The 11814-nt window shown below is 35.9% G+C and carries 10 protein-coding genes and 1 pseudogene; 7 read left to right on the forward strand and 4 right to left on the reverse strand.

Annotated elements, in window-relative coordinates; all coding sequences use genetic code 11:
- Positions 1-20: 20 nt before the first annotated feature.
- Positions 21-239: a twin-arginine translocase TatA/TatE family subunit gene (gene tatA / locus J2Y03_RS26150; protein WP_310199921.1), complete on the forward strand. Its 219-nt coding sequence runs from the start codon at positions 21-23 to the stop codon at positions 237-239.
- A gap of 95 nt (positions 240-334) precedes the next feature.
- On the opposite strand, the gene J2Y03_RS26155 is transcribed toward tatA, so the two are convergent.
- The 3 genes and pseudogenes from J2Y03_RS26155 to J2Y03_RS26165 all read right to left on the reverse strand — a co-directional run bounded on the left by J2Y03_RS26155 (position 335) and on the right by J2Y03_RS26165 (position 5028).
- On the reverse strand, positions 335-1732 hold the full coding sequence (locus tag J2Y03_RS26155; protein ID WP_310199923.1) for an MFS transporter: 1398 nt from the start codon (positions 1730-1732) through the stop codon (positions 335-337).
- A 155-nt stretch (positions 1733-1887) separates the two neighbouring features.
- Complete coding sequence (locus J2Y03_RS26160) at positions 1888-2955, reverse strand: dihydrodipicolinate synthase family protein (RefSeq protein WP_310199925.1); 1068 nt, start codon at positions 2953-2955, stop codon at positions 1888-1890.
- 643 nt (positions 2956-3598) lie between these two features.
- Positions 3599-5028: pseudogene (locus J2Y03_RS26165) on the reverse strand (IS6 family transposase).
- A 172-nt stretch (positions 5029-5200) separates the two neighbouring features.
- Between J2Y03_RS26165 and J2Y03_RS26170 the strand changes: the two are divergent.
- The gene (locus J2Y03_RS26170; protein ID WP_310199927.1) at positions 5201-5989 is read left to right on the forward strand and encodes a 2-keto-4-pentenoate hydratase; all 789 of its coding nucleotides are present in this window, start codon (positions 5201-5203) and stop codon (positions 5987-5989) included.
- Between the two features lie 674 nt (positions 5990-6663).
- On the opposite strand, the gene J2Y03_RS26175 is transcribed toward J2Y03_RS26170, so the two are convergent.
- Positions 6664-7122, reverse strand: a complete 459-nt coding sequence (locus tag J2Y03_RS26175; RefSeq protein WP_310199929.1) for a cupin domain-containing protein — start codon at positions 7120-7122, stop codon at positions 6664-6666.
- A 377-nt stretch (positions 7123-7499) separates the two neighbouring features.
- On the opposite strand from J2Y03_RS26175, the gene J2Y03_RS26180 reads away from it, so the two are divergent.
- The 5 genes from J2Y03_RS26180 to J2Y03_RS26205 all read left to right on the forward strand — a co-directional run bounded on the left by J2Y03_RS26180 (position 7500) and on the right by J2Y03_RS26205 (position 11610).
- Positions 7500-7937: a MarR family winged helix-turn-helix transcriptional regulator gene (locus J2Y03_RS26180; RefSeq protein WP_310199931.1), complete on the forward strand. Its 438-nt coding sequence runs from the start codon at positions 7500-7502 to the stop codon at positions 7935-7937.
- Positions 7934-8677, forward strand: coding sequence for a pirin family protein (locus J2Y03_RS26185; protein ID WP_310199933.1), 744 nt, complete (start codon positions 7934-7936; stop codon positions 8675-8677). The genes J2Y03_RS26180 and J2Y03_RS26185 overlap by 4 nt, the downstream gene beginning before the upstream one ends.
- Before the next feature lie 104 nt (positions 8678-8781).
- Positions 8782-9684 carry a DsbA family protein gene (locus J2Y03_RS26190; protein WP_310199934.1) on the forward strand — a complete coding sequence of 301 codons (903 nt, stop codon included), beginning with the start codon at positions 8782-8784 and terminating at the stop codon, positions 9682-9684.
- Positions 9685-10457: 773 nt separating this feature from the next.
- Positions 10458-10718 (forward strand): SDR family NAD(P)-dependent oxidoreductase, encoded by a 261-nt coding sequence (locus tag J2Y03_RS26200; RefSeq protein ID WP_310199935.1) that lies wholly within the window; start codon positions 10458-10460, stop codon positions 10716-10718.
- 325 nt (positions 10719-11043) lie between these two features.
- Positions 11044-11610, forward strand: coding sequence for an SF0329 family protein (locus J2Y03_RS26205; RefSeq protein ID WP_132096804.1), 567 nt, complete (start codon positions 11044-11046; stop codon positions 11608-11610).
- The last annotated feature ends 204 nt before the right edge of the window (positions 11611-11814 follow it).

The following is an 11814-nucleotide window of genomic DNA, read 5'->3' on the forward strand; positions in this document are numbered from 1 at the left end:
CTGGATGGAGGTGACACCATATGGGTTTTGCAAATATAGGAATTCCAGGTTTAATACTTATCATTGTTCTAGCTTTAATCATCTTTGGACCAAAGAAATTACCGGAGATTGGTAAAGCTGCAGGACAGACACTGAAGGAATTTAAGAAATCTGCTAATGACTTGATGAGTGATGAAGAATCAACGCAAGAACAACAAAAGAACAAGCAAAAAATTGATTCAACGGTTGAAAAAACTTGACCCTGACCGGAATAAATGAATATTTATAAGCCCTAGGCAATTGCCTAAGGCTTATTTTGTGTCCGAAAAGTATCATAGATATAATCCAAAATACTTCAGTTTTCTAGTTTTGTTCCCATTGTTTCTCTAGCGAATAAAAATATCGTAATGACTGATAGAAGGAAAAGCCCAGCCACAATTAAAAAGATAGCAGAGTTATTTCCTAAAGATGTTATAACTAAGCCTGCAACTATAGGAGCAACTATCCCACCAACTCTTCCTGCAGACGACGCAAAGCTAACAGCGGTGGCTCGCATTCTAGTTGGAAATAATTCAGGAGTATACGCATATAGGCAAACCATACTCATAGAAGTAGCAAAATTAAAGATGAATCCAAAAATGATCTGCGAAGTGAAATTGCCGATTAGTCCAAAACCTAGAATTCCAACAATCCCTATGAGATACGAAGCAATCAACAATTTTTTTCTTCCTACTTTATCAATTAGGGGCACCACACAGTAAATACCCGGTATTGATGCAGTTGTTAACAACATCGTGAAGAATAGAGATTGGGAAAGTGATAATCCTTGTTGCACCCATAAAGTAGGTAACCATATAAGAAAACCATATGTCCCATAAAAACAGCTAAACCATACCACAGATAGCATTAAAGTCTTACCTGCATATTGTTTCGTCCAAATTTCCATAATTGGTGCTTTTTTGACACCTTCAATTAACTTTTGCTCTGTAGTAACTTCTGAAAGGATTTTTTGTTCTGTAATAATAGTATTTTCTATTGCTGTAGTAATATGGTCTGCTTCCTGAATTCGGTTCTTTGATAAAAGCCATCTAGGAGACTCAAATAGTTTTAAACGGGCTAAAAATATAAAGATACCTGGAGCTGCAGCAACAAAAAACAGACTAGACCATCCAAAACGAGGTACAAGAATAAAACCTAGAATAGCTGCTAGAATCAATCCAATTGGAAAGAATCCTTCAAAAATCGTAATTAGTTTTCCACGTGACTTCGAGGGAACCATTTCACTAAAATACGATATCATAAGAGGCACTTCTGCCCCTAAACCGATGCCTGTTAAAAGTCGAAAAAGTAAAAAAGATTCTAAATTCCAAGCCAAACCGTTCATGAATGTAAAGAGAACTATAAATAGGATGGTGGTTAAAAAGACTTTTCTACGTCCAAATCGATCGGCCAAAGGCCCTGAAAAAAGAGCTCCTAAGAACATACCAACAAAACCAGCACTCCCAATCAACCCCAGTTGATTAGGTTGTAAGTTCCATTCACCCCCTAAAGAAGCCATTATTGATCCTGTTAAACCAATATCAATTCCATCGACTAATGTTCCAGCACCACAAACCAACAATAAATATTTATGAAATCCTGAAAATGGAAGACGGTCAAGTCTATCAGGTATACTATTTATTGAATGAACCGTATTATTGCGCTGACTTTCTTTTAATGAAAAATTAGCTGAAGGTTCTCCTTGTATATTCATAATTTTATCCCCCTTCAAAACTTGTAATCTTATACTACCATCAGAATAAAGCGTTTTCATCTATTGGTTTAATTTGGATACCCCAGTTCTGAACAATGAAGCGGTTTTACAATAGCCCCGAAAATTTTGGGGCTATTGTTCAAAGAAATGGTTTTTTAAACGTACGATTGTTTATTTCTTTTAATTCCGGTTGATAGTATAGCTTCCTGTTTAGCTAGCACCGTTTTGAATTCTTCCCTACTTATTAGACTTAACCCACTATTTTCTATAATCGTATATAGAGTCTCGGCTTCTTCCTTTGTTGGAGGACCCATTGGTGGTAACATGTAAGGATGGGATATGTTACCACGGAGCCACGTAGCTAGTTTGTACCGGATATGGACACGGGCGCCTCCTTCATAGATGTACTCAAAAAGTGGGATAATTTGTTTGCTCATTACCTTTCCTACTTCTGTAAAATCATTTTTCTCTTTGGCTTCTGCAAGAGCGTAGTATACTTCCTTACCCCAGTTCCATGCTCCTTGAACGGTTCCGTCCACCAAACCACACATCTCTGCTTCCAACCATCCATAAAAAGGTACGTTAAGGATGGAAACATGTCTAGGATAGGATCTTAAGAAATGTGCCACGCGAAAGCTAACAGCATCATTTCCGTAAATCATCTTATACCCAACGATATTTGGAATATTGTCCAGCAACATTTTGATACAGTTGATAGGTAGGGATAGCCCCCAATTATTGCTGTACGGAGCTGCTGGATGTAAAATGATCGGCAAATCAACAGCGTCGTCAATTGCCATTACCCATCTTGTCCAGACTTCAGGGTATTTTACGTTATCTATAGCTATGCTAACCTCCATTGTCCCCGTAGGAGGAAAAATAAATAAACCGTCCACACCTAACTCTTTAGCGTCTAGTGCGCATTCGATGGCCTCATCTACAGTTACACCAAATACTCCAGCGAAAATCGGCATATCATCCAGTCGCTCTTCCATCATGATCTTAATAAGATTTTTTCGTTCTTCTCTTGTCATGTAGAACATCTCGGCTGCTTCAGGATTAACGATAAAGGAGCCTTTCTGTTTGGCATATTGAGGATCGCGAGTGAAATATTGTATGTGTTCTCTGAAAGCGTCATAGTCGATTTCCAGACTATCTGCTTTAAAGGGAGTGATGATGGCACAATAATTTCGGTCATAATAATGTCTATCAGTAATATTCATAAACTCATCTCCAAAAATTAAATTATTTTTTTCAAGATTAAACAGGAAAGCCGTAATGAGTTGTTCGTAAGAGTATTCTCTATTCATAGTTTAGAGAATATTTTCTTAGTGTCATATTCTTTTTTTCTTGCGTTTCTAAAGTAATTTAAGACTCCGATTTGCGGGGAACAAAGCGCCATAAAGCTAAAATTGTGTTATTTGTCTATTGAAAATTCTCCTCTCTATTGTTTAATATCTTACCTTCAGTGTTTATATTACTGGAAAAAGTCCCAAAACTCTGTATTTAGTAATACAATTTAAACAACTATTTGAAATTTTTCTAATTTATAATCATATTAGAATGGTTGAAGATACTTCGAGTAATAGTAAAAACTACTAATGATTTTAAGGTAGTGTCAAAAGTTCTATGAAAACTCATTAGTTGTCTAGATTCTTTTCCACTTACTGGGTGCGTAGGCCACGCAATCGCTCTTGACAAACACGCCAATGGTTTGACTTTCTTTTAACAAGGGCGATGGGGACAAAAAGAAGGCATGCTAAATAGCCCTTGGTTATTTCCATTTTAAACCATTGGCAAGTTCGGTTTGTCAAGAGTTCGCTTCGCCAATTGCTATTTCTTCCAAGGGCTCTGCTAAACAAAAAGTTAGGCTGATTGTTCAATAAGCCATTCTTGTGCTAAACCAATAAGCTTAGACCATCGTGCTGGCATATTGGGGAGCTGCAGTAACTCTGGATTGAGCACTGGAACTTTACCGTCTAATGCAGAATGAGGCCTTAAAAAGTTAAAGTAAGCCACAAGCAGAGTTACGAAAGAAACAGATCCGTGTTCAGAACCAAACCCGTGTGTTGAGCGATAATTGCCTTTAAACGTGCGATTTAATCTTTCAATCACTTGTTTGAGTGGGCGATACTCTGTTGATACTGGATTCTCATTCGTTAGCCCGATAACTTGTTTGATATCAAAGTGAATATCGTGTTGGGCAAAAAAGTGTTGTGCTAAAAGGTAAATTGGATTCCCATCCACCACAAATGTAAGGTCTTTAGGAATCTCCTTCAGTTTCATTAAGACATCATCAATGGCACGAATCGCTGACACCGTATCCCGATTTGGCGATACAGGGTAAGACAGAATAATCCTTTTTACCGTATCAAAGAAGAAAAACAAGTAATGCCAACGGCCGTTCCGTTCACCCTAATATAGGTTTCATCCCCGCAAAACTGATCAGAGAGTTCATAGGGATAGTTATCAACGTAAGGTTTAAGGTACAAGGCTACTGCGTTCTCGTAATTTAAAATACTCTGATGCGATATGGATACACCGTGAACATCTTTCATGAGTGCAGCTGTTTTACGGGCCGAAAGGCCATAGTTGACATGATACGTTAAAATTAACCCCAGTGTATGTGGTGACACATAAAGCCTTGCTAAATCTACCTTGGGCTTTTGAAGAGAAGACCTAGACAATGGCTGAAAATCAATGCGAAACTGACGGAAAATGTATCGTAACTTAAAGGATTGAGTATCCTTTTTAAACTGTTTCTTCTCCTTCGATGACATTCCATTCAGTTTCTTTTGGTAATAAGAACAGTCATTGTTTTTACATTTAAACACATCAAAGTCTTTTCGTTCTTTGACTTTCTCAATTGTCTTAGAACAATGAGGGCACTTTAGTATAGCCTCTTTAAGATAACGACTTTTACACGCACACACCTTACATTGATACTGTCCTTTGTCTCCATTATTGGCGTAAAGATAATCCGATGGAGCACCACACTTCGGACAGCTCATAGATTTGGGCACGCTTGTCTTTGAATTCAACCGCCTTTGAACAGGCTTTAAATGCTTACCGTTTTTCTCTAGGTATTCTGCAAGAAGGCTTTGATAATCAAGCTTCTGAATGGTTTCGATGATCGGAAGATCATCCACCTGAAGTTTACGATAAGGTTTATTTACAGGAGTTTCATCAGGTTTTTCAAACATGCCCTTCCAAATAAGAAGAGTAAGTAATGTTCGAATTGCCTGATCTTGATACTTGATAAATTCCATTAAATAAGTTAATAATTGAGGGTACAAACTTGTCACTTCCTAGTTTTTTAGGATTAAGTGTTCGGTGTCGTAACCTCACTTTTATCCTAAAACTATGGGGGTGGCAAGTTTTTGCGTTTAAACCCCTTTAAATCAAGGATTATTAACTTTTTTAATATAAAAGTTTTGACAATACGTTAATTTACACAGGAGGGTAGTTATGGTAACTGGGCAATTAATACCTAATGTTATACAATTGCTTGACGAAGCACATTTAAAACATCAATCTATTTCACCACTTACATTACAAGAGCCGACGCTGACTATTGATGATGCCTATGCAATTCAAGTTAAACGAATTGAACTCGCAACAATGCAAGGTGATCGTATCACAGGTAAAAAAATTGGTTTAACATCCTTTGCAATGCAAGATCTACTAGGTGTAGATCAACCGGATTATGGACATCTTTTAGAGTCTATGTATGTAGAAGAGGGTGCTGCAATTTCCCTAGGCCAATTATTTCAACCAAAAATCGAAGGCGAAATTGCATTTGTACTGAAGGAAGATTTAGTTGGCCCAAATATTACTGTAGATGATGTTCTACGTGCAACTGACTATATTGTACCTTCCCTAGAAGTTGTTGACAGTCGTATTAAAGATTGGAAAATTAAACTTGAGGATACAGTTGCCGACAATGCCTCTTGTGGACTCTACGTTCTTGGATCTAATAAAGTCAACATTAACAATGTGGATTTAAAGAGTATTCATATGCAACTTATAAAAAATAACCAAGTTATCAATGAAGGTAAAGGCACGGATGTTTTAGGAGACCCTGCTCTTTGTGTTGCTTGGTTAGCGAATAAATTATCGGAATATGGTGTCACACTTAAAGCAGGAGAGGTTATTTTATCAGGTGCCTTATCCGCAGCGATAGTAGTAGAACAAGGAGATCATTTTACAGCCAAGTTTACACAAATTGGTGAAGTAAATGTTAGCTTTGTAGAATAAAATTAGACTCAACACCATTCAATAAAATGATATAAAATACTTTGATGATTTCCCTGCCCCCGTTACTTCTTCACTCCTTTCAGTAAAAATAATCTTGTTGAAAAATTTACATCCGTTTACTTATACTAAGTGGAGTAGTAACAAAATTTAAAATAATCATCCTATAACCTTTAAAAAATAAAATGCTAACATTTTGCTAACGCAATTATATGAAAAACAGTAAATTATCGTTAAAGATGTTACAATTCTAAATTGATAAAACCTTGATATACCGCACTTTACGCACACACCATTAAACATATTACACACTCTCACCTTAGGGGCGGCATGATGTAATAAGCCGTTACAATCCTTTAATGTCAAGGGTTTGTATGTAAGGTGAAAGTGAAATGCTAACATAGTGGATTTTAAAAGAGGCTTCTCATTAGTTGTGAAAACTTTTGGGAAGCTTCTTTTTTCATTTCTGGGGTACGTGGAGATAGACATTCTTGGTGAATTGATCATCTGAATGGCCAAATCTATCCATGATTTTGATAGCAGCTCTTATTGTATGTGCTTATCTTTTTCAGCAAAAACCAAAAAATTGCTCTCTTCTCTGTATGAAGTAGAACGATTTTTTTAAGTTAATCTTACTGATAAATTACATGTTAAATAACCAAATAGTTACAGTTTCACTATTTGTGTTTCAAAATTGTTAATCCATTTTTCTTGCCAGAAGCAATTAATTGTTCTGCTTGTTCTTTTGAAATAGGTTGATTTGGCAATTCAGTTGCTGAAGTAGCAGGTCTAGCGATATCACGAATGACATTTTCAAAGTCAGTTGAAGTTAAAGACAATATTGCTTTTGCCGTTTCAGTTTTTAATCGGAATGTATGAGATTTCCCTCTTGGTACAAAGACTGTATCACCTGCAACAGTATGAATTTCTTGTTCCTCTAAATAGAATGTAATTTCTCCTTCAACCACACGCCAAATTTCATCTTCGTTTTCATGAATATGAAAGGGAGCTTCTAAGCCTTTTACTTCATTAAACTCAAATACTGAGAAATTCCCCTCAGATTCTGTGCTTAATAATAAAGGTTTTACGCGAGCGCCTAAAAAAATATAATGTTCACTCGTCAATAATTCAGTCATATCATTTTCTCCTTTTGTCGATAACGATGTGTAATAGTTTTCCTAAATAAAAAGATCCGTTACAATTTTCATTTTATATATTAAATGACAGATATTCAAGCGGCACGCCCTCCGAATTGACTTGAATCTATTCCTTTGTAATAAAGCGGAATTAGTTTGGTTATATGGGTATTGATATAATGTTTATGAATTATACAAACAGGCGAGAATTCATGACAAATTTACGTATGCATTACCAAATAGATTTCTCAATACTGTAAAATGGAGAAGAAATCACCTATATGGTGGGAAATGGAAATATTCCGATGAGCGATAAAATCAATAGTTTGCAATTACAATAAATATCAATTAATATATTAAATGATAGGAGCGATATTATGAAATACTCATTAAGAAGAATTCGTTTAAGTTATCTGGCATGGTTTCGTTACACACGTTATTTTAACCACAGTATGACCTGCAGCAATCGTCATTTAGCCAAGTGGGGATTAAGAACAGGTCAGTTTGATATTATTAGCCATTTAAAAGAGGGTGAGCGGGTTACACAATCAGAATTAGCGAGTCGTCTTGCAGTGACCAATTCAAATATTACGCAAATTTTAAGCAAGTTAGAAGATGCGGGCTATATTCAACGCGAACAAGAGTGGAAGACAAAATATATCTCACTCACACCAACTGGGGTAGCACTACGAAACGAAGTTGTCCCTGCACAAGAACAATTCAGAGCAGAGCAATTTGCGGATTTAACAGAAGATGAACTTGAACAACTGATTCAACTCCTAAAAAAAGCAAATCAAGGAGTGTATCAAGAGTGAATATTTTGCGAAATGAACAAGCTTATTCAAACGGTGGAGGTGTTTTTTCTCTACAAATTCGTCGACCAGGTTTAATTGATGGGAATTTGGAAAAAGAGGACCATGCATTTGGGCCACTTAGTCGAATTGACCACGCAAAAATCGGACAAGGTGCAACGATACGTATGCATGAACACATAAACGATGAAATTTTAAGTTATATGTGGCAAGGCGAAATGCTGCATGAAGATTCAACAGGCTTGAAAGAATCTTGTTCACCAACAAAGCAAATGCTAATGGGTGCTGGAAAAAGCTTCTTTCATCAGGAATCGACACCAACAGGTCCTGTTGAAATGCTCCAAGTATTTATACGTCCGTCAGAAAAAGATTTAGAGCCATGCGTTCAATTTGCGGACATGCAACTACCAAAAGTCAGTAAATGGCGTTTAATTGCAGGACCAACAGAATCGAATGCTCCACTTGAACTTCGTCAGCAAATCATTGTTTATGATGTACATGGAAAAACAGACGAAGCTTTTACATTACCGGTTGTGGCCGGCTATACACCCTGGCTGTATGTAATGGACGGCAAAATTACTGCACATGGGGAAAGCCTACGTAAAGGCGATGCAATTTCAGATACTGCGGAAGGGCTAACAACAATCCAAATGTCAAAGGATACAACCGTTGTGTTATTCCTAGTCGACCTAGAGGCACCAATGACACTTGCTGGTAATTTTAGTGGTGTCAAACACTTTTAAGATATAGAAATAAAACAGGGCTTTCTCGTATGATGGGAATAAAATAATTGACGAAATTATCATTTAAGGTATAAATTGATAACGAATAAAAGGAGGATACACTGATGACTAATACTAAGGTAAGAGTATTCCAGTTTACAGACCCAGCTTGTACATGGTGTTGGGGTAGTGAACCGATTTTGCGTAAACTAGAAACCTATTATGGGGATCAAATTCAGAATGAATTTATTATGGGTGGGTTAGTACCAGATATTCGTGAATTTTTCGATTCATACAATAACATTGGTGGAAATGCGAATGAATCCAATAAAAGTGTTGCTTCTCATTGGCTTGAGGCTTCAGAAAGACATGGGATGCCAGTTCAAGCTGAAGGATTTGCGCTATTTTCTGATGAAAATCCTTCTACCTTTCCAATAAATATTGCGTATAAAGCTGCACAGTTTGAGGATTATGAATTAGCAGATAAGTTTTTAAGAAGAATGCGTGAAGCTGTTGCAGCGGAAGCAGTACCAGCAAATCAAACCGAAAAACTAATTGAACTAGCGCAGGAATCAGGACTTGATATCGGAAAGTTTCTACAGCACTTTACAGATGGTTCTGCGGAGGAAGCTTTCCAAGAAGATTTAAAAACAACTTATCAATATAAAGCACAAGGATTCCCAAGCTTCCTTGTACAATTTGGTGAGAAAGGTGTCATGTTAAGAGGTTATCAAGTATTTGACAATTTTAAAAACATCATTGATCACTTGTCTGATCATACTGTCAAAGGTCAAGAGAAAGACGCAACAGAAGAAAATATTTTAGCTTTCATTGAAAAATATGATCGAGTAGTGAAACATGAAATTAAAGTAAGCTTTGATTTACAAGACACGCAATTAGATGAAATTCTTCAACAATTAGAGGACAAAAATTTAATTACGGTAAAGCCTATTGCTAATGGATTTTATGTGGAAATGAAAAAATCACCATTAGCATGTGACCCTGAAACGGGGATTTGCCATATTTAATAGTGTAGCTTTCAATAATCACCGGGGAATTTAAGTGGATTTAGTGCAAATCATCATTTACGTCAAGTCCTAACATTCTTAAACATGCCAATCGTTCAACAACCAGAAGTTTACCTTGCAAACTCAATTGAATTATTTGATGGCAATGGCAAATTTAAAGATGTATTTGTTGAATTAATTAAGAAATATCAAGCATAAAGAAATTTCAATCTGAATGAATAATAATACAGGTTGGGGCATTTTACAGATGTAATTCTGTCTATGCTCAATTTTTTGATGGGAACTGAATAAAATAAACTGGTATTCGATTATTATTGATGTTAAGGAAATAGTCATTGATACATTGCTAACGTTTTGCTAACGCAATCAAATGAAGAACAATTAAATGCCATTAAAGATGTTACAGACAAAAATTAGCAAAACCTTGTTATAACGCATTTTTTGCATACATCGTTAAAGATTTTACACACTCTCATCTTACGGGCGGCATGATGTGATAACGCCTTACCAAAAAAAGAAGCTTTTCATTAGTCATTGGACAATTGAGAAGCTTTTTTTTGCTATTAATCAAACGTTTAATTAATAAAAAATCCATTCCTAATTAACTCTAGCCAGAGAGGGTTCCAAAGGCGATGGAGTCATTACAAAAAAGTCCCCTTTGAAGCACATGTCTTTAAAGACTGTGAAACATTACTGTGAAACAAGATTACTCGGAGGGTGACAGGGACCGACTCCAAGTAGCATATGCAGCTTCTAAGTTTACTGTTTGAGGTATGACAAAAGTAGCTGCTTTAGAATTTGCTCAATACAATATTCGTGTAAATTCAGTACATCCAGGAATAATCAATACACCAATACTGGGTGTATCAAAAGTTTCGGATATTCTTGAAGAAGCAACAAAAGCAATTCCATTAAAGAGAATTGCACAACCGGAAGAAGTTTCAAATTTAGTCCTTTATATCGCTTCAGATGAATCTAGTTACTCAACTGGAACAGAATATTATAGATGTTGGGTCAACTTTATAATTCACTAAATAGGTCTATAAAATAGTTGATACTTTATAGATAACTGAAGATGTAGGCTTTTTACATCGCTTTCCGGGTTTCTGTGATGCTGTGTAATTCATAATTAATTAATAAAGCTATAACCACTTCTCATTATTAGAGAGGTGGTTATTTTTTTGCTTCTAAAATTTGCTTATCAATACTTTTTAGTTGTCAGGAAGTTTACAAGATCAAACCTGATAACTTCTACAATCACCTTGTATTTAGTATGAGCGATGAGTTGGTTATTGTATTATAGATAATAGAACGACTGCCTCAATAAATATTTATAATATAAAAATTAAGGAGAATTACATGGCCTGGAGCAAATTGAAGCAAAATCTGGAGAGTTTTCTCTGTCCTGCATTATATGGAAGGGTTGAATACCGTGCAACCAGCTACCGTTATTTACCTGATAAAGCAGGACTTTGTTATATTGCGGTAGATAAAAAGAATGTACTCAATATGAGTGATATAACTTTAATCAGATGGTATCAGACGGAGCTGGAAATTAAGAATGATTCAGGTATCCAAATTCCTATCAACAATGAGGAAATTGAAGCGGTAAGAAAAGAAACCAAGGGGATAGTTCCTGAGAATCGTCTACAAGTAATTGCAAGGGGTAGAAAATTATCAGAATATGCAAAGGAGCTTTTGTCAGCGCAGTCATCATTAAGTAAATCAAATTTTATCGTTGTAGCTAATAAGTTTTTATCGACTTCTATAGAGGAAAGCATAGAGAGCAATGATATCCTATTGAATATTCTAGCTTTAGTGGACAGACGAGTAGGAAAAAAACGAATTTTAAACATGACTGAGAAGATGAAGTTAAAGCATCCAATTGTGCAGTATTTTTATGAACTACGGCTTAGTACGTTATAATAAATAACTCATCACCTGAACATCACTTATTGTGAAAAATTTAACGCCATGTAGATTTTAGTTTTATCCATGAGCCGGTTGTCAGAAGAATGGAACCCTTCCCATCTCCTGAAAACCTTTCATTACTTATTGATTTCCTTCGTGTTCAATCCAAGAGAATCTATACATTTGGTATTGAGTTTACTGAGCTAGCAATTAGAGTAA

The sequence above is a fragment of the Neobacillus niacini genome (assembly GCF_031457145.1).
Taxonomy (GTDB): domain Bacteria; phylum Bacillota; class Bacilli; order Bacillales; family Cytobacillaceae; genus Neobacillus; species Neobacillus niacini_J.

Excerpts from the sequence above, each read along its gene's own strand:
- tatA (WP_310199921.1), top strand. The coding sequence starts at position 21 with ATGGGTTTTGCAAATATAGGAATTCCAGGTTTAATACTTATCATTGTT.
- J2Y03_RS26155 (WP_310199923.1), bottom strand. The coding sequence starts at position 1,732 with ATGAATATACAAGGAGAACCTTCAGCTAATTTTTCATTAAAAGAAAGT.
- J2Y03_RS26160 (WP_310199925.1), bottom strand. The coding sequence starts at position 2,955 with ATGAATATTACTGATAGACATTATTATGACCGAAATTATTGTGCCATC.
- J2Y03_RS26170 (WP_310199927.1), top strand. The coding sequence starts at position 5,201 with ATGGTAACTGGGCAATTAATACCTAATGTTATACAATTGCTTGACGAA.
- J2Y03_RS26175 (WP_310199929.1), bottom strand. The coding sequence starts at position 7,122 with ATGACTGAATTATTGACGAGTGAACATTATATTTTTTTAGGCGCTCGC.
- J2Y03_RS26180 (WP_310199931.1), top strand. The coding sequence starts at position 7,500 with ATGAAATACTCATTAAGAAGAATTCGTTTAAGTTATCTGGCATGGTTT.
- J2Y03_RS26190 (WP_310199934.1), top strand. The coding sequence starts at position 8,782 with ATGACTAATACTAAGGTAAGAGTATTCCAGTTTACAGACCCAGCTTGT.
- J2Y03_RS26200 (WP_310199935.1), top strand. The coding sequence starts at position 10,458 with ATGACAAAAGTAGCTGCTTTAGAATTTGCTCAATACAATATTCGTGTA.
- J2Y03_RS26205 (WP_132096804.1), top strand. The coding sequence starts at position 11,044 with ATGGCCTGGAGCAAATTGAAGCAAAATCTGGAGAGTTTTCTCTGTCCT.